Consider the following 16750-nt stretch of genomic DNA (forward strand, 5'->3'; position numbering starts at 1 on the left):
AAGACCCGTCAACCGAGTTGCAGCTCCCAGTAGCCCATATCGATCCAGCGGTCGAACTTGCGGCCCACCTGTTTGAAATGGGCGACTTTTTCAAAACCGAGGCGCTCGTGCAAGGCCACGCTGGCCGGATTGGGCTGCGCGATGCCACCGATGGCCATGTGGATTTCGCGCGCGCGCAGTTCCTCCAGCAGGGTTGTGTACAGCGCCGAGCCGATGCCCTTGCCGCCCTGCCCCGGCGCGACGTACACGCTGGTCTCCGCCGAATAGCGGTAAGCGCTGCGCACGCGCCATTTGGTCGCATACGCATAACCGAGCACGGTGCCCTCGGATTCGTACACCAGCCAGGGCAAGGTTGCCATCACGTCGCGGATGCGGCCGGCCATTTCGTCCGGCGTGACGGGGCGCTCTTCAAAACTGATCACCGTGGTGGCGACGTAGTGGTTGTAGATTTCGACGATGGCGCTGGCATCGTCCGGTGTGGCGGGTCTGATCATCGGTATATCAATACGTGTTGTAAAAGTCATCGAAAACAGGAATGATGGCGAGCGACAGCACCACCAGCGCCAGCGGGACGGTGGCGATGAACCCCAAGAATCTGAAACCGAACGCGCCCAGTAGGCCACCGAGCAGGAAAGCGCCCAGCAAGGAACATAGCAAGGATAACCGATTGCGGTCCGCCACGACCTTGTCCCGCGTCGCGCCATCTCCGCTTGCCTGCCCCACGTTCCAGTAAAACAGCTTGCCCAATTCGATGCCGATATCGGTCACCAGCCCGGTGACGTGGGTGGTGCGGATCTCGGCGCGCGAGACCTTGGTGACGATGGCGTTCTGAAGTCCCATCACAAAACAAAGCAGAGCGACGATCGCGGTGATATGGCCATGCTCCGCCAGCCCGCTACCCATCAGGCCAAAAACCATCAGCAGCGCCGCCTCCAGCATCAGCGGCAGCGCGTAGCGGCTATGCGCGCCGCGGCGGCGGCCCCAGTTGATCAGGATCGCGGAGGTGGCCGCGCCCAGGAAGAAGGCAACCAGCGAAATCGTCCCCGCCAGCAGCAGCGCCATGTCGCCCAGCGCGGCGTTGTCGGCCAGCGCAGAGACGATGCCCGACATGTGGGAGGTGTATTGTCCGACCGCGAAAAAACCGCCGGCGTTGACCGCGCCGGCCACGAAGGCCAGCGCGCGGCCAAGGCGGCGGTTGCTGATATCGGTGCGGTGCGGCCCGGTCAAGGCCCGCAGGTAGTGCATGGGCATGGCGGCCTCGCTTGCGTCTACAGTCGGCAAGACGATTGTAATCGATCCGGACACCTGGATCAGAAGTCGTGGTTGGCGGGGTAACCCGAATAGAAGTCGTTGTCCCACTTGAAATGGGTGGTGGAGATGGTGATGGTGACATCGAGCGCCTCGACGAAATGCCACCAGCCCACCGGCAGGAACAGGATCTCTCCCGGCGCCAGTACGCAGTCGGTCACCGGAACGTTCGCCATCATGGGGAAGCGCTGCAGATCGATGGCGCGCCCGTCGACCGGCGTAAAGCAGTGCCGCTGGTTATACAGATGGGGAATGTCGCACGGCGCGATCAAGCGCACGCGCTTGCGGCCAGCGATCTGGATCATGAAATTGTTGGTCAGGTCGTGGTGAAACGGCGTGAGCGTGCCGGCCGGCCCGAACCAGAAAAAGCCGCGCCGCTCGTCGTTCAGATACTCGGCCAGCGGCGGCAGGTCGGCCATCAGCTCCCGCAGCGCCTCGCGGTTTCTCTCGTCGTTATTGGCGGTCATGTAGAAATCGTTGGTGCGCCCGCTGGCGCGCACCAGTTCCACGTATTCGCCAAAAAGCATGCGGCGCTTGTGCGCCTGGCTGTTCAATTCGTAATTCGGATCGGCATCGCGGCCGAACTGCACCTCCACCTCGCGCTCGCCCAGATGCCCGCTCAAATAATCGAACGTCCATTTGGTGCGGGCGACGCAGTCGTCCAGCATGCCGGTGATGATCACCGGCCGGTTGCTGCGGTAGTGCTCTTCGAGGAAGGCATCGCCGGACAGGCGCGCGCGGCGCGGCACCCCGGTCGGCGCCAGACGGTTCAATCGCGACTGGATGCCCAGCACCCAGTCGCGCTTCGCCAGCCGGTTGTGCAAGCGCGACGCACCCTTGAGGTAAGGGCTGCGCAGCGCGGCGTCGACCTCCGCCAGCGCCTCCTGCTCGCTGACGCCGGACTGGATCAGAATGCCGACCAGGCCTTCCGGCCGGCCGCCCAGCATCAGGTTCTCGGCGATCCAGGTGCGCCATGCGTCGTTGACAGCTACGGGTGTAACGGCGGCATGACGCGTCATCGCTTATCTTCCTATCCAGACGGCGTTGGTGAGGGCGCCGTTGGCGTCGCCGTCCAACTCCCAAGAGAAGGCGCCGCGCAGGTTTTGATCGCGCACGTACTGCATCTTGGTCGCGATTACGGTGGGGTCGTCGTAGCTCCACCACTCACCGCTGCCGGTGTAGAGGTACAGCTGCTTCGTCACCGGATGATACCAGCGCGACCCGGTTTTGTTAATCAACACCTTGTAGTCGTCGATCCCCGCCTCGTAGGCGCCGGCCGCCGCGCCGCCGGTGCTTTGATACAGGCCGTTGCCGTTCGGTCCAGCCGCCACGCCTTTCCATCCGCGTCCATAGAACGGCACGCCGAGCAGGATCTTATTGCGCGGCATGCCTGCCGCCACCAGCGCGGTGATCGAATCGTGGCTGTTGTACTTGGCCAGATTGCCGGTCGATGGATCGGCCGGATCGTGGTACAGCGGCGCGTGGAAGTTGGTGGTCGATTCCCATCCGCCGTGGAAGTCATAGGTCATCAGGTTGACCCAGTCCATGTACTGGCCGTACAGCGCCGGTTCGGTCTGGGCGATCTTCTCGCCGCCCGCGCCGATGGCCGCGGTCAGCGCATAGCGCTTGCCGTCGATGGCGCCCTGCGCGTCGAGCTGCGCGCGGAATTCGGCCATCAGCAAGGTGAAGTTGCGCTTGTCGTTGACCGTGTCGACGGTGTTGTAGGTCTGGCCGCCACCGCCCGGGTATTCCCAGTCGATGTCGATACCATCGAAGACACCCTTGGCCGCGCCCGCGCCGCCGCGTCCATCCTGGACCGGCAGGTCGCCGGCGATGAACATCTTCACGCAGGACTTGGCCAGCTGCTTGCGCAGCGCGTCGGTCTTGGCGGCCGCCGAGAAGTTCTTCGACCAGCTCCAGCCGCCCAGCGAAATGAAGATCTTCAGGTTCGGGTGCGCGGCCTTGAGCAGCTTCAGTTGCAGGAAGTTGCCGCTCAACGGCGCATCCCACGGCACGGCCTGACCGTTGACGGTGCGCGCCGGCGAGCGCTGATAATCGGCGTAGGCATCGCCGCCGGTGCCGGCGTCCGGCGAACCGGGATTCGATCCGCCGGTTTCGGCCTTGGTCACCATGTCGCATTCATAGCCGCCGTTCTTGGCATAGGTATTGGCGAAGGCGTAGTTGATGAACGTGAGCTGGTCGGCGACGCTGGTCTGCACACCGTTGACCGGCGTTTTGGTGGTGTGGATGTCGGCCACTTCGTAACTGCGGCCGTAGACGCCCCATTGCGCGAAGTAGGAGCCGATTTCACGGCCGCCAGGGACTGGCGTGGGCGTTGGAGTCGGTGTTGGAGTAGGCGTTGGGGTGGGCGTCGGGGTTGGTGTTGGAGTGGGTGTAGGGGTGGGCGTCGGCGTTGGAGTGGGCGTCGGTGTCGGCGTGGTGGTTTGCAAAGCCCAAGGTCCCCACTGCTCCGTGCCTGGGACGTTATTCTGCGTCCACCACTTGGCCTTGTAGACGGCGCCGTTGTAGGTCACGCACATATCGACCGTGTAGATCGCCGTGGACGACCAGGCCGGACAACTATCGGCGGCCGCCGCAGCGGTTTGAACCGCCGCCAGCAACTTGTTCGATGTATCGGAAGCGGGGGTGTCGCTCCCCCCGCCGCACGCCGCCAGCATGCCGGCGATCAGGCCCATCACGGCCGCATTCCCCTTCACTGCATGTTCCATCATCTCTCCTTCGGGTGGGTGATCTATGCTTTTCTTGTTTTTTCAGGATGGAACCGAAAGAATTGGTAGTCAAGTGGTTTTAATAATTGCATCCACTCTAATACCAATTGCGCAAGGAAAACAGTCTCGGGAGAAATGAACCATAACAGTCACGACACAGATAGTAAGCGCCCACTAACGACGTCGACGAGATGCCTTATCTGGGCATGAAACTGGTAAAAGAGTACCCGCGGATAAACACTTTGTTTATCGGCGAGTACCAATTGGGCGGGATAAAAAAGTGGTACTAAAGCGGGTGTGAATATAAACAGATTAATTCGCGACTTGCATCACGGCGCGCGCAATACCGTCGTGGATTTCCAGGACCCGTGGCGAGCGTTTACCGAAACTCATTTTGTAGCAAACCTGGCCGTCTTTCCAGGCCGTCGGCAATACCATCAGCAATTGGAAAGCGCTCGGATCTTCGTCCTTGCATGGAAAGATCGTCGGCGTACCGGCAAGCACGATGGCCTGCATGGGCTGTTCGCCGTCGATTTCGACGTGATGGCCACGCACTGAGATAGCCTTGCTGGCGCCGGAAAAATCATCCAGCTGAACGTGGCCGACGACGCTATCGTTGCGCCCGTCGACGACAAGATTCAACCGCAAGGTCGGACCGCCATCGACGGGGCTGTTGACTTCATAAACGGCGGTAAATAGTTGACTCATGATGTACTCTCCGGTGGACGCAATGCATGGATGCACTGTAGCGGCCGACCGGGAATACCACCTTCCGTATACCTTCCGATCCTCAAGTAGCTGTTTTTAAAGTAGTTTTACCAATCAAAAAAAACAACTACAGGCGATATCAGCGCTTCGGCAGCCGCCAGTCCGGACGGACGTAATGGCAGGTGTAGCCGTTGGGAATACGCTCCAGGTAATCCTGGTGCTCGGGTTCCGCCTCCCAGAATGTACCTGCCGGCGCCAGCTCGGTCACCACTTTGCCAGGCCACAAGCCGGACGCGTTCACATCGGCGATGGTGTCCTCGGCCGTCGCTTTTTGTTGGTCGTCGACATAGAAAATAGCCGAACGATAACTCATGCCCACATCGTTACCCTGGCGATTAGCGGTGCTCGGATCGTGAATCTGGAAAAAGAATTCCAGGATTTTGCGATAGCTGATCACCGATGGATCGAAATGAATCTCGATCGCCTCGGCATGCGTGCCGTGATTGCGATACGTTGCATTGGGCACGTCGCCGCCGCTATAACCGACGCGCGTGGTTTCGACACCCGGCATTTTACGGATCAAATCCTGTATGCCCCAAAAACAACCGCCGGCCAGAATGGCTTTCTCAATCGTCATCATCATTCCTTTTCGATATTGGATCTGAACTCAAGTGGTGACGACCATGCAATTATTCAAGAAATAGAGCCGCTTATACGCACAGAAATGTTAAATACCTTGCCTTCAGATACTGGTTTAGCCCTATAATCTGGTTCAGGAAAGCAATTCTCTTCCTGCCCGCCGTGCCCAGATTCAACGCACGCGCAACCAAACCCGGCCTGGCCCCTGCCGAAAGACGCAACGCTTCAGTTGCTCACTTTTTCGATCGATATCATGGACCAGTCCAATTCCACCAAACGTCTACTCATCATCGACGACAACAGCCAGGCGGCGGACGTCGCGGCAGAGTTGCTGGGTCTGTACGGCTACCAGACCGCCGTCGCCTACAGCGGCGCCGAGGGATTGCAGAGCGCAAAGGACTTCGCGCCTGACGTCATCCTGCTGGACCTGGGCATGCCGGTCATGGACGGCTTCCAGGTCGCCGCCGCCTTGCGTGCGCAGCCGGAATTCAGCAATCTCGCGCTGGTTGCCTTCACCGCCTGGGGCGACAAGGGCACGCGCCAGCGCACGCACGATGCCGGCTTCGACCAGCACATCACCAAACCGGCCGGCATGGAAGAAATCCTGCGCGCCATCGGCACCGCGTGCGACATGCGCGCCAGCTTCGCCCGCAAGAGCGCGTAACGGCCGCCGCGCAGGCATGTGCCGGCGTGCGGTGGGTGCGCGCAAGGCCATTGCTTTTGTGATACTGTCCTCTTAACGACAGGAGGCCATATGATGACAGAACGACGTTCCCGACCCGACCGCGCCAAGGCCATCGCCGTGCACGCCGGCATCGCCATGCTTGAGACCGACGGCCGTGAAGCCGCCGCCATTTTCCTGGAAGACGCCGGCGTCCCGCTCCCGGTCATTGCCCGCGTGCTCAACGAGCCCGACAAGCGCCGCGCCGCCGACAATCTATAACGAAGACCGACAGCCGACGAGCCAATCTAAACCACGTAGGGCGGATTAGCGAAGCGTTATCCGCCATGCATGCGCCGCCAGCGGCCCACCGATCACACGATTACTTATCACCCACCAATTGCACCGCATCGATGACCTTATAGTCATGCTGCAGGTTGTTCGCGTAAGTCACCTTCACCGCCTTGGCCTTGTACGCGGTCTTGCTGAAAGTCTTCACGAACCAGGTACGGTTGCCGCGCTCGTCTTTCTTCACATCGCTCACGCCTTCCCACACGGTATTCCACTTGCCGTCGGTATCCTGCAACTCGACCTTGTTAACCGCCTCCACGCCCTGCCCGCTCGGCAGCACAAAGCGCACCTCGGTGGCGTTGACCGGCGTCGCGAAAGCGGTCTCCAGCCAATCGAAACCCTGATCGATATGGTTATTGGTCCACGTATTGCCATCGCTCGGACCGACCGCGTTCTTGGCCAGGTTGGAATCGGACGGCGTCTTGCCGTCCTGGTCGCCGAAGACCGAGCTGGCCTTGGCCTCCGTCGCCCACTGCGCGCGCGGATCGTTGATGTATTTATCCTCCATCACGCCGTAGGCCAGCAGCGCCTGCTTCTTGGCTGCCTCGCGCTGTTCGTCGGTCTGCTCGGCCGCCGGAACCTTGCCTGCGCCGGCGGGGTCGGGCGCGGTGACAGGCACGGGCGCGGCGACAACCGGTGCCTCCTCGACCTTCTCATGCTTTTTGCAAGCCGCGAGTGCTGCGGCCACGATCATGGCGCCTATGATGGCATTGCGTTTCATCCGGTATTCTCCCTAGTGAAGTAAGTTATCAAAATGATCTTACATTATTTAGGCGCTTGGGAGCGCACTTAACGCTAGAGGTTTGGCAACACGGAAGCATCAAATCGAGGCTGTGGTGGGTACGTGGAGCTACTTAACGCGATACAGCGCACACAGCTTATTCCCGTCCGGATCGCGAACATAAGCCAGATGCATCGCCCCCAAGCTGCCGTCACGCAGGCCTGGCGGCTCTTCGCACGACTTGCCGCCATGCGCGACCGCCACGTCGTGAAACTCCCGCACCTGCTCAGGAGAGTTGCATTTGAAACCAATCGTGCCGCCATTCGCGCAACTCGCCTGCTCGCCATTGATCGGCTGAGTAATGACGAAGGTATTTCCTTCGTGTCGATAAAAAAGCCGCTCATGGCCGGTAGCTGCGGTATTGCGGAACGGCTCACCCGCGCCCAGGACGCCAAGCACGGCGTCGTAAAACCGTTTGGAACGTTCGATATCATTCGAACCGATCATCACATGACTGAACATTTTCTAGGCCTTTATTCTATTGAAGTCGAGTGGCGATGCGCCGCAGCTAGTGTAACGCCATCGATCCGACCAAATCAATCGCGGCGCGTGTATGCTCTCGCCATGGACTCTTTGATCGCCGCCTCCGCGCGCAGTCCGTCAAGGTGCTCGGCGAAAGTGCACTCATTCGGACCGGATCCTGGCTGCTACAAGTCGCTGCCGTGACCTCTGCTCTCTTATTTCGCAGCGCTTGACTGCCACAGGTAACCGGTGCACCAAACGAATATCCGCTCCATCGCCATAGCCGCAGTAAACATTTCGTTTCGATGTACTTGACGCGAGAAATTCGAAGGCACAGTGGCACGATCTGGTGTAACCTTGGCCTTATGAAAACGCCCCTTTCCCCCATCGAATCGGAATTTGCTACTGCGGAAGATGCGGCAGCTTATGATCGTTGGTTCCGTGAACAAGTGCAGGCATCCCTCGACGACCCGAGTCCGAGCATTCCGCATGATCAGGTCATGGCTGAAATGCGAGCGCTAATCGCGTCCAAACGGAGTAAGAACAAACCGAGCGATGCATCGTGAAGCCAGAATGAATACAGGTTCGCTAAACTGTATTTTCTGGAGGATGGATGCTTCTGGTTCGGTGGCTTCCAAGGGCCAGGGTCAACCTGGCCACGATCATCGACTACATTGCGGAGCGCAATGACGTCGCCGCCTCCAAGCTACAGGATGAAATCGAACGCGCGACATCACAGTTGCCGCAGCATCCCTACCTCTACCGTGTTGGACGACTCGCCGGCACCCGAGAGATCGTTGTGCACCACAACTACGTGATCGTGTATCGCGTTTCGCCGAACGTAATCGAAATCGTGTCGGTACTGCATTCCCGCCAGCGATATCCAGCCGAACGACAGTAAACGACAAAAAACCCGCGCCTCCTGGGGAGAACGCGGGTTTCAAGACTTCTGGTACAGCAAACTACTGTGTTCTGGTGCCGCTTGCCGGAATCGAACTGGCGACCTTTTCATTACGAATGAACTGCTCTACCAACTGAGCTAAAGCGGCGAAGTCGCACATTCTAACAAATATTTCTTACTGCACGCTAGCCCTAAACCAATAAATTTTAGCCGTGCTGCAAAAATGTCATTGCTTTGTGCGCCAAACAGGCTAGAAACCGCCCAATCAGCCCTGATGGTAGCCCGTCACCACCGCCACCTCATCGCGCGATCCCAGGAACACCGGCACGCGCTGGTGCAGCTTGTGCGGCTGGATCTCCATGATGCGCTGGGTGCCGTCGGTGGCCGAACCGCCCGCCTGCTCGACGATGAAAGCCATCGGATTCGCCTCGTACATCAAACGCAGCTTGCCCGGCATCGACGTGTCGCGCGTATCGGCCGGGTACATGAAGATGCCGCCACGGTTCAGGATGCGGTGCACGTCGGCGACCATCGAGGCCACCCAGCGCATGTTGAAGTTGGTGCCGCGCGGGCCGGTTTCGCCTTCCAGCAGCTCGTCGACGTAACGCTTGACCGGCGCGTGCCAGTGGCGCGCGTTCGACATGTTGATGGCGAATTCCTTGGTCTTGGCCGGGATCTTCATGTCGCGCTGCGTCAGCACCCACGAACCCATTTCGCGGTCCAGCGTGAAGCAGTTGACGCCATTGCCGGTGGTGAGAACCAGCATGGTCTGCGGGCCGTACACGGCGTAGCCGGCGGCGACCTGCTTGGTGCCGGCCTGCATGAACGCTTCCTCGGTCGGTTCGCCCATGCCTTCCGGCGCCTTCAGCACCGAGAAGATGGTGCCGATCGAGACGTTGACGTCGATGTTCGACGAGCCGTCCAGCGGATCGAACGTCAGCATGTACTCGCCCTTCGGATAGCGGTTCGGGATCGGGTGGATGGTTTCCATCTCTTCCGACGCCATCGCCGCCAGGTGGCCGCCCCATTCATTCGCTTCGAGCAGGATCTCGTTGGAGATGATGTCGAGCTTTTTCTGCACTTCGCCCTGGACGTTTTCGGTGTCGGCGGTGCCGAGCACTTCGCCCAGCGCGCCCTTGCCCACGGCGTGGCTGATGGTCTTGCACGCGCGCGCGACCACTTCGATCAGCAGACGCAGTTCGGCCGGGATCGTGTTGTTCTGGCGCTGTTCTTCGACCAGGTATTGAGTGAGGCTGATGCGTTTCATGGTTTCCCTTGTGGTGAAATATAAATCGTTTAAATCGTTGTTAGTTCGCGAGTGCCTTGGTCACCACTTCGAGCACGTCGTTCGAGAGCTTGGCGCGGGCCGCGACCTTTTCCAGCGCGCGCTTCATCTTGGCTTGCAGCGCCGGGGCGTATCGGCGCCAGCGGTCCATGCCGCGCGCCAGCCGCGCGGCGACCTGCGGATTGATGGCATCGAGCTTGATCACGTGCTCGGCCCAGAATTCGTAGGCGCTGCCGTCGGCGGCGTGGAACTGCGACGGATTGCCGCTGGTGAAGTTGAAGATCAAGCTGCGCGCGCGGTTCGGGTTCTTCAGCGTGAAGGCCGGGTGCTGCATCAACTTGCGCACGCCGGCGACGTTGGTGGTCGGCGCCGACGCCTGCATGGCGAACCATTTGTCGATGACCAGCGCTTCGCTTTCGAAGTCTTCGTAGAAGTTCTTCAGATACGGGCCGGCTTCGGCGCCGCTGTGGATCATCGCCACCAGCGCGGCGGAGCGGTCGGTCATGTTGCCGGCCTTTTCGAACTGCTGCTGCGCGAGCTTGAGCTCCGCCATGTCCGGCGCCACCATCAGGTACGACAGGCACAGGTTCTTCAACGCCCGCTTACCGGCCGACAAGGCGTCCGGGCTGTAGTCGCCCGGCGTCTGATTGGCGTGGTACTGCGACAGCAGCTCGGTCTTGAGCGCGGCGCCGATGGTGCGGCGCATGAACTGGCGCGCGGTGTGGATCGCTTGCGGGTCGACCACGTCCATCTGCTCGGCGATGATGGTTTCCGACGGCAGGATCAAGGCCAGCTCGCGGAAGGCCGGATCGAGCGTGTCGTCGGTCAGCAAGGTGCGCTGGGCGGTGATGAAGGTGGCGTCCAGTTTCAGGCCGGCGTCGCTGCCGCCGGCGGCAGCCACTTGCGCGGTCAGCTTGAGCAGGCGCGCCATGGCCAGGCGCTGGCCCGCTTCCCAGCGGTTGACCGGGTCGCTGTCATGGCTGAACAGGTGCAGCAGTTCGGCGTCGGTGTAATCGTATTCCAGCACCACCGGCGCCGAGAAGTCGCGCAGGATCGACGGCGTCGGACGTTCGTCGACATTGCGGAAGCGGAAAATCTGCTCTTGCTCGGTCAACTCCAGGACTACCGTGGTGGCGCCCTTGGCGTGCTTGCCGCCTTCCAGGGTTAAAGGCAGGTCCTTACCGCTTGCCGACAGCAGGCCGACCGCCACCGGAATGTGGAACGGCAGCTTGTCCGGCTGGCCGGCCGATGCGGCGCAGCGCTGGCTGAGGATAATGTCGAAGTTGCGCTTGACGGCGTCGTAGCGCGTGCGCGCGGTGACCACCGGCGTGCCGGCCTGGCTGTACCAGCGCTCGAACTGGCGCAGATCGCGGCCGCTCGAATCGGCCATGGCGGCGCGGAAGTCGTCGCAGGTCACCGCCTGCCCGTCGTGACGTTCGAAGTACAGGTCCATGCCCTTGCGGAAGCCTTCGCGGCCCAACAGGGTTTGATACATGCGCACCACTTCGGCGCCCTTTTCGTACACGGTCACCGTGTAGAAGTTGTTGATCTCGACGAAGGAGTCGGGACGCACCGGGTGCGCCATCGGGCCGGCGTCCTCGGGGAACTGCGCCTGGCGCAGGGTGCGCACCTGGTCGATGCGGGTGACGGCGCGGCCGCTGTCGGTGCCGATCATGTCGGCGCTGAACTCCTGGTCGCGGAACACCGTCAGGCCTTCCTTCAGCGACAGCTGGAACCAGTCGCGGCACGTGACGCGGTTGCCGGTCCAGTTGTGGAAGTACTCGTGGCCCACCACCGCCTCGATGCCGGCGTAATCGACGTCGGTCGCCACGCGCGGATTGGCCAGCACAAACTTGGTGTTGAAGATGTTGAGGCCCTTGTTCTCCATCGCGCCCATGTTGAAGTCGCCGACGGCGACGATCATGAAGCGGTCCAGGTCCAGCTCCAGGCCAAAGCGCTCCTCGTCCCAGCGGATCGAGTTTTTCAGCGACTGCATGGCGTAGTCGGTCTTGTCGAGGTTGCCGTCCTCCACCCACACCTGCAGCAGCACCTCGCGTCCGGAGTTGAGCGTGTACTTCTCCTTCTGGCACACCAGGCGCGCGGCGACCAGCGCGAACAGGTAGGACGGCTTCTTGAACGGGTCTTCCCATTTGGCGTAGTGGCGGCCGTCGTCGAGGTCGCCCTCTTCGATCAGGTTGCCGTTCGACAGCAGCACCGGGTAGGCGGCCTTGTCGGCGCGCAGCATGACGGTGTACTTGGCCATCACGTCCGGACGGTCCGGGAAATAGGTGATGCGGCGGAAGCCTTCGGCCTCGCATTGCGTGAAGAAGTTGCCGTTCGATACGTACAACCCGGACAACGTGGTGTTTTGCACCGGCGCGCACAGCGTTTCAATCTCCAGCACCACATCTGCGGGGGCCTTCCGGATCGTCAAGGTCGAGCCGTCGAGCTTGTATTCGGTCGGCGCCAGCGCTTTGCCGTTCATGCGCAGCTGCACCAATTCGATCTCCTCGCCATGCAACACGATGTCCTGACTCTGGCTCGCCGGGTTGTGCCGCATCGTGATGCGGTTGGCCACCACGGTGCGGTCGGGATCGAGATCGAAGCCCAGTTCAACCGTATCGACCAGGAACGCTGGAGGGGTGTAATCTTTGCGATATATCGTCGTGGGGCTGCTATCTGTGCGCATGGGGGCTCTGGGTGGACGTAGGCAAAAGCCTATTTTACCAATACCAGCGCCTGTGGACGTGTGAATTGCCTGCGACGGACATGGCCGCGGCCAAGTTGGCGCAATAAGTTGCCATGAATAAGTTGCTTGTTTCCACGCCGCCGTAACAATCTGTAATAATCGTGCACGGTCCCGGCGCGCGTCGTAAACTTCAGTACTGGAAAATACCGTCTTACCTGAGAGGTCACCACCATGAAATATCTCGCCATCCTGGCGACTGCCGCCGTCATGCTGTTGAGCGGCTGCGCCACTACCATCCGCAGCAATGTCACCGCCTTCAACGACTGGCCGGCCGACCTGCCGGACAAAACCTATGCCTTCGAAGCGCCGCAGGGGGCCGACGACACGCTGGAATACCGCAGCTACCAAGTTCTCGTGAGCAATGAGTTGGGCAAGCTGGGCTTCCGCCAGGCCGCCGAGGGCCAACAGCCGAAATTACTGGTGGGCATGAAATACGTGACCATCGACCATCCGGTGCGCGTGCTGGAAGCGGACGATCCGTTCATGGGATCGTACTGGGGGCCGGGCTACGGCCGTTACGGCTGGGGTTATTCGCGCTGGGGCTACGGCTATCGCCCGTATTTTTATGATCCGTTCCGTTTCCACACGATGCGCGTGGAAGAGCGCATCAAGCACCAGTACCAGCGCCAGCTGCGCGTGACCATCAACACCACGACCGGCCGCAAGCTGTATGACGTAACGGTGCAAAATACCAGCTTGATCCAGGCCACGCCGTATGTGATGCCGGCCTTGGTGCAAAGCGCGTTCACCGGCTTCCCCGGCCAGAGCGGCGTGCCGCGCCGGGTCGACCTCAAGATCGATCCAAGCACCCAGACGGTGGAAGCGCCGGCGGCGGTGGCCGGGCAGGCCGCGCCGGCCCGCTGACACCGGCGCCAGTGGGCCCGGTGATTGCGACCGGGTTTCAACTTTGCTCCACAACCAAAAAGCCCCTGTGTGCCGAAGCACCCAGGGGCTTTTTTCAATTGCGACCTAAATTACTTGGTGGCGATTTTGGCGGCTTCTTTCAGGTCGCCGACTTTCTCTTGTACTTTACCTTCGGCTTGGTTAGCCAGGCCTTTGGCTTCTTGCTCTGGCGAGTCGATCAGATCGCCGACTTCTTCCTGAATCTTGCCGCCGATGTTTTTCAGCTTACCTTCGATTTGGTCTTTGTTCATGATGTTGCTCCTGTTTGGTGCAAACCGGAATGGCTTGGCTTGAGAGACAGAATAGCCAAGCTGAGCTAACTCATCTGTACGCTTGCGTACTTAACTTGCATCCTCGATTTTTTTTGCTCAACGAGACGCGAACCGTCGAGTTCGCTGATGTACACTGCGGACGTGCCACTAGCCCAGACCCCGCGAGACCGCACAACTTTTTACCGCGAAATCCGTCCCGGGTCCTTGGAGCTTTATGGAAACACACGATCACACCGCATTGATAGCGGCGAGCGCCGACGCGCTGCGCCAGCAGGCCCACCTGTCGATCTTCGAAAACAGCCCCGACTGCGTCAAGATACTTGGTATCGATGGCAGCCTGATGGCGATGAACATCAACGGCCAATGCGTGATGGAGATCGACGATTTTGGCGCCGTGTGCGGCGCGATGTGGCCCAGCCTGTGGCCCGAGGCGGCGCGCGAACACGTTGACCTGGCGATGGCCACCGCCCGTGCCGGCAGCATCGGTCAGTTCCAGGCGCTCTGCCCCACCGCCAAAGGCACGCTCAAATGGTGGGACGTGGTCGTCAGCCCGCTGCTCGGCAGCGACGGCTCGCTGCAAGGCCTGCTGTCGATCTCGCGCGACATCACCAAGCAACGCGACGCGGACGAGCGCGAACGCAAGCTCGCCACCAAACTGCGCTTCGCGCTGGAAGTGGCGCGCTACGGCGAGTGGGACCTGGACGTGCGCTCGGGCTGCATCAGCTTCAACGCCGCCTTCGAACAATGCTTCGGCCTCGACGACGGCACCACCGGCTGGCGCCTCGAGCACCTGCTCGCGCGCGTGCACGCGGCCGACCGCAAAAGCGTCTCCGCCGCCGTGCAATCGACGCAAACCGGCGCCGCCGGCATTGACCTTGAGTTCCGCGTCGTCTGGCCCGACACCAGCATCCACTGGGTCCACATGCGCGGCAGCCGCTATCTGCAACCGGGCTACGACAACCACCTGACCGGCCTCATCTCCGACGTCACCGGCCGCGCGCTCGACGCCGAGGCGCTGCGCGACGCCTACCGCAAGCAACACGAATCGGTCTCGGTGCTGGAGCGCCGCATCAACCAGCAGGCCGCCGACCGCGACCGCATGTGGCGCCTGTCCACCGATTTGATGCTGGTGGCCAACTTCAACGCGGAGATCATCTCCATCAATCCGGCCTGGACCGCGATCCTCGGCTACGAGGCGCCCGCCATCGTCGGCCGCAACTTCATGACCCTGGTGCATCCGGACGACCAGGCGGCCACCTCGAGCGAAGTGGGCCGGCTGGCCAGCGGCCTGACCACGCTGCGCTTTGAAAACCGCTACCGCCACGCGGACGGTTCGTGGCGCGACATTTCCTGGACGGCGGTGCCGGACATCGACCTGATCCACGCGGTCGGGCGCGACATCACCGACGAAAAACGCGCTGCCGAAGCGCTGCGGGAAACCGAATCGGCGCTGTTGCAGGCGCAGAAGCTCGAATCGATCGGCAAGCTGACCGGCGGCGTCGCCCACGACTTCAACAACGTGCTGCAGATCATCTCCGGCAATTTGCAACTGCTGCAACTGTCGGCCGGCGCCGACCAGGCCACCATGAAGCGGCTGACGACGGCCACGACCGCGGTCGAACGCGGCGCGCGGCTGGCCTCGCAGTTGCTGTCCTTCGCGCGCCGCCATCCCCTGAAACCGGTGGTGGCCGACCTGCGCGAGCTGCTGGGCGCGATGGACGACCTGCTGCAACGGGCGATAGGCGAATCTGTCGCGGTCGAACTGGCGGTCGACAACCACCTGTGGCACACGCTGATCGACCCCAACCAGTTGGAAAACGTGCTGCTCAACCTGGCGATCAACGCCCGCGACGCCATGGATGGCCAGGGCAAGCTGACGATCGAGCTGCGCAACACCGAGCTGGACGCCGCCTATTGCGCCGGCCATCCCGAAGTATGCGCCGGCCAGTACGTCATGCTGGCCGTCTCCGACACCGGCTGCGGCATCCCGTCCGATCTGTCCGACAAGATTTTCGAGCCCTTCTTCACCACCAAGCGCGAGGGCGAAGGCACCGGCCTGGGGCTGAGCATGGCCTACGGCTTCATCAAGCAAAGCGGCGGCCACATCAAGGTGTACAGCGAAGTCGGCCACGGCACGACGTTCAAGTTGTATCTGCCGCGTTCGATGGCGGAGCTCGATAGCTTGCCGGCGGCGCTCAACGGTCCTGTGGTCGGCGGCAACGAAACCGTGCTGGTGGTCGAGGACGACCTGCAAGTGCAGGAAACGGTGGTGGAGATCCTCAAGGGCCTCGGCTACACCGTGCTCAAGGCGAGCGACGGCCAAAGCGCGCTATCGATCATCGACAGCGGCTTGCCGATCGATCTGCTGTTCACCGATGTGGTCATGCCGGGCGAGCTGCGCAGTCCGGACCTGGCGCGCAAGGCCAAGGCCATTCTGCCGGGGCTGGAGATCCTGTTCACCTCCGGGTACACGCAAAACGCCATCGTGCATGGCGGTCGGCTCGACGCCGGGGTCGAGTTGCTGAGCAAGCCTTACCGGCGCGAGGATTTGGCGCGCAAGATCAGGTTCATGTTCGCCAACCGCCAGCACGTCGAAGCGCTGCACAGGGAAAGGTCGAGCATGAAGGCGGCGCCGGCACAGCCGGGCTGCGGCCGCCGCCGCAGTATCCTGCTGGTCGAGGACAACGAGGACGCGCGCATGCTGACGGCGGAGTTGCTGGAGTCGCTGGGGCACCTGGTCGACGCGGTGGGCTCGGCCGAAGAAGCCCTGCAGCGCATGGCGCGCGGGGATATCGAGGTGCTGCTGACCGACATCAGCCTGCCGCGCATGTCCGGCATCGACCTGGCGGCGCAGGCGCGCGCCGGGCAGCCCGGGCTTGATATCGTGTTCGTCAGCGGGCATGACAAGGACAATGCCGGATTGTCGGACGCGTCGGCCAAGTTTTTGCTGAAGCCGTTTAATTTCGCGCAGCTGGAAAACGCGCTGGGCTGAAGTTCAACG

Annotated in this window: 17 protein-coding genes and 1 tRNA gene; 6 read left to right on the plus strand and 12 right to left on the minus strand. The window is 61.5% G+C overall.

The annotated features are described in order from the left end of the window. Window positions 1-8 precede the first annotated feature (8 nt). From AC0IYS_RS25430 to msrA, 6 genes are all read right to left on the minus strand, one after another. Window positions 9-494 carry an arsinothricin resistance N-acetyltransferase ArsN1 family B gene (locus AC0IYS_RS25430; RefSeq protein WP_471707777.1) on the minus strand — a complete coding sequence of 162 codons (486 nt, stop codon included), beginning with the start codon at window positions 492-494 and terminating at the stop codon, window positions 9-11. 7 nt (window positions 495-501) lie between these two features. Beyond that, the gene (locus AC0IYS_RS25435; RefSeq protein WP_471707778.1) at window positions 502-1251 is read right to left on the minus strand and encodes a YoaK family protein; all 750 of its coding nucleotides are present in this window, start codon (window positions 1249-1251) and stop codon (window positions 502-504) included. 59 nt (window positions 1252-1310) lie between these two features. Continuing rightward, window positions 1311-2327 (minus strand): cupin-like domain-containing protein, encoded by a 1017-nt coding sequence (locus tag AC0IYS_RS25440; RefSeq protein ID WP_471707779.1) that lies wholly within the window; start codon window positions 2325-2327, stop codon window positions 1311-1313. 3 nt (window positions 2328-2330) lie between these two features. After that, window positions 2331-4037, minus strand: a complete 1707-nt coding sequence (locus AC0IYS_RS25445; protein WP_471707780.1) for a glycosyl hydrolase family 18 protein — start codon at window positions 4035-4037, stop codon at window positions 2331-2333. 312 nt (window positions 4038-4349) lie between these two features. Then, entirely contained in the window at window positions 4350-4745 is a 396-nt protein-coding gene (locus AC0IYS_RS25450; protein WP_471707781.1) for a DUF1842 domain-containing protein, read from the minus strand. A gap of 139 nt (window positions 4746-4884) precedes the next feature. Beyond that, window positions 4885-5388 carry a peptide-methionine (S)-S-oxide reductase MsrA gene (gene msrA, locus AC0IYS_RS25455; RefSeq protein ID WP_471707782.1) on the minus strand — a complete coding sequence of 168 codons (504 nt, stop codon included), beginning with the start codon at window positions 5386-5388 and terminating at the stop codon, window positions 4885-4887. Between the two features lie 249 nt (window positions 5389-5637). Here msrA and AC0IYS_RS25460 point away from each other — a divergent pair, with 249 nt between their 5' ends. Both AC0IYS_RS25460 and AC0IYS_RS25465 read left to right on the plus strand, forming a co-directional pair. Further along, window positions 5638-6048: a response regulator gene (locus tag AC0IYS_RS25460; protein WP_471707783.1), complete on the plus strand. Its 411-nt coding sequence runs from the start codon at window positions 5638-5640 to the stop codon at window positions 6046-6048. Window positions 6049-6138: 90 nt separating this feature from the next. Beyond that, complete coding sequence (locus AC0IYS_RS25465; RefSeq protein WP_471707784.1) at window positions 6139-6327, plus strand: hypothetical protein; 189 nt, start codon at window positions 6139-6141, stop codon at window positions 6325-6327. A gap of 100 nt (window positions 6328-6427) precedes the next feature. Here AC0IYS_RS25465 and AC0IYS_RS25470 read toward each other — a convergent pair whose 3' ends face one another. Then, complete coding sequence (locus tag AC0IYS_RS25470) at window positions 6428-7117, minus strand: hypothetical protein (protein WP_471707785.1); 690 nt, start codon at window positions 7115-7117, stop codon at window positions 6428-6430. Between the two features lie 129 nt (window positions 7118-7246). Then, window positions 7247-7639, minus strand: a complete 393-nt coding sequence (locus AC0IYS_RS25475; protein WP_471707786.1) for a VOC family protein — start codon at window positions 7637-7639, stop codon at window positions 7247-7249. 365 nt (window positions 7640-8004) lie between these two features. Between AC0IYS_RS25475 and relB the strand changes: the two genes are divergently transcribed. Both relB and AC0IYS_RS25485 read left to right on the plus strand, forming a co-directional pair. Then, window positions 8005-8205, plus strand: coding sequence for a type II toxin-antitoxin system RelB family antitoxin (relB, locus tag AC0IYS_RS25480; protein WP_471707787.1), 201 nt, complete (start codon window positions 8005-8007; stop codon window positions 8203-8205). A 47-nt stretch (window positions 8206-8252) separates the two neighbouring features. Further along, window positions 8253-8540, plus strand: coding sequence for a type II toxin-antitoxin system RelE/ParE family toxin (locus AC0IYS_RS25485; RefSeq protein ID WP_471707788.1), 288 nt, complete (start codon window positions 8253-8255; stop codon window positions 8538-8540). A 72-nt stretch (window positions 8541-8612) separates the two neighbouring features. On the opposite strand, the gene AC0IYS_RS25490 is transcribed toward AC0IYS_RS25485, so the two are convergent. From AC0IYS_RS25490 to pepN, 3 genes are all read right to left on the minus strand, one after another. Then, window positions 8613-8688: transfer RNA gene (locus AC0IYS_RS25490), tRNA-Thr, on the minus strand. Window positions 8689-8805: 117 nt separating this feature from the next. Further along, complete coding sequence (locus tag AC0IYS_RS25495; RefSeq protein WP_315214123.1) at window positions 8806-9807, minus strand: class 1 fructose-bisphosphatase; 1002 nt, start codon at window positions 9805-9807, stop codon at window positions 8806-8808. A gap of 40 nt (window positions 9808-9847) precedes the next feature. Then, window positions 9848-12514 (minus strand): aminopeptidase N, encoded by a 2667-nt coding sequence (pepN, locus tag AC0IYS_RS25500; protein WP_471707789.1) that lies wholly within the window; start codon window positions 12512-12514, stop codon window positions 9848-9850. Between the two features lie 231 nt (window positions 12515-12745). Between pepN and AC0IYS_RS25505 the strand changes: the two genes are divergently transcribed. After that, window positions 12746-13438, plus strand: coding sequence for a DUF4136 domain-containing protein (locus tag AC0IYS_RS25505; protein WP_471707790.1), 693 nt, complete (start codon window positions 12746-12748; stop codon window positions 13436-13438). Between the two features lie 110 nt (window positions 13439-13548). On the opposite strand, the gene AC0IYS_RS25510 is transcribed toward AC0IYS_RS25505, so the two are convergent. Further along, entirely contained in the window at window positions 13549-13728 is a 180-nt protein-coding gene (locus AC0IYS_RS25510; RefSeq protein ID WP_315399639.1) for a CsbD family protein, read from the minus strand. Between the two features lie 235 nt (window positions 13729-13963). On the opposite strand from AC0IYS_RS25510, the gene AC0IYS_RS25515 reads away from it, so the two are divergent. Continuing rightward, complete coding sequence (locus tag AC0IYS_RS25515) at window positions 13964-16741, plus strand: hybrid sensor histidine kinase/response regulator (protein WP_471707791.1); 2778 nt, start codon at window positions 13964-13966, stop codon at window positions 16739-16741. The last annotated feature ends 9 nt before the right edge of the window (window positions 16742-16750 follow it).

The organism is Duganella sp. AC237, assembly GCF_979254035.1.

Coding starts and splice junctions, on each gene's coding strand:
- AC0IYS_RS25470 (WP_471707785.1), bottom strand. CDS start 7,117: ATGAAACGCAATGCCATCATAGGCGCCATGATCGTGGCCGCAGCACTC.
- AC0IYS_RS25435 (WP_471707778.1), bottom strand. CDS start 1,251: ATGCCCATGCACTACCTGCGGGCCTTGACCGGGCCGCACCGCACCGAT.
- msrA (WP_471707782.1), bottom strand. CDS start 5,388: ATGATGATGACGATTGAGAAAGCCATTCTGGCCGGCGGTTGTTTTTGG.
- AC0IYS_RS25505 (WP_471707790.1), top strand. CDS start 12,746: ATGAAATATCTCGCCATCCTGGCGACTGCCGCCGTCATGCTGTTGAGC.
- AC0IYS_RS25475 (WP_471707786.1), bottom strand. CDS start 7,639: ATGTTCAGTCATGTGATGATCGGTTCGAATGATATCGAACGTTCCAAA.
- AC0IYS_RS25495 (WP_315214123.1), bottom strand. CDS start 9,807: ATGAAACGCATCAGCCTCACTCAATACCTGGTCGAAGAACAGCGCCAG.
- AC0IYS_RS25430 (WP_471707777.1), bottom strand. CDS start 494: ATGATCAGACCCGCCACACCGGACGATGCCAGCGCCATCGTCGAAATC.
- AC0IYS_RS25450 (WP_471707781.1), bottom strand. CDS start 4,745: ATGAGTCAACTATTTACCGCCGTTTATGAAGTCAACAGCCCCGTCGAT.
- AC0IYS_RS25465 (WP_471707784.1), top strand. CDS start 6,139: ATGATGACAGAACGACGTTCCCGACCCGACCGCGCCAAGGCCATCGCC.
- AC0IYS_RS25515 (WP_471707791.1), top strand. CDS start 13,964: ATGGAAACACACGATCACACCGCATTGATAGCGGCGAGCGCCGACGCG.
- AC0IYS_RS25460 (WP_471707783.1), top strand. CDS start 5,638: ATGGACCAGTCCAATTCCACCAAACGTCTACTCATCATCGACGACAAC.
- AC0IYS_RS25485 (WP_471707788.1), top strand. CDS start 8,253: ATGCTTCTGGTTCGGTGGCTTCCAAGGGCCAGGGTCAACCTGGCCACG.
- pepN (WP_471707789.1), bottom strand. CDS start 12,514: ATGCGCACAGATAGCAGCCCCACGACGATATATCGCAAAGATTACACC.
- AC0IYS_RS25510 (WP_315399639.1), bottom strand. CDS start 13,728: ATGAACAAAGACCAAATCGAAGGTAAGCTGAAAAACATCGGCGGCAAG.
- AC0IYS_RS25445 (WP_471707780.1), bottom strand. CDS start 4,037: ATGGAACATGCAGTGAAGGGGAATGCGGCCGTGATGGGCCTGATCGCC.
- AC0IYS_RS25440 (WP_471707779.1), bottom strand. CDS start 2,327: ATGACGCGTCATGCCGCCGTTACACCCGTAGCTGTCAACGACGCATGG.
- relB (WP_471707787.1), top strand. CDS start 8,005: ATGAAAACGCCCCTTTCCCCCATCGAATCGGAATTTGCTACTGCGGAA.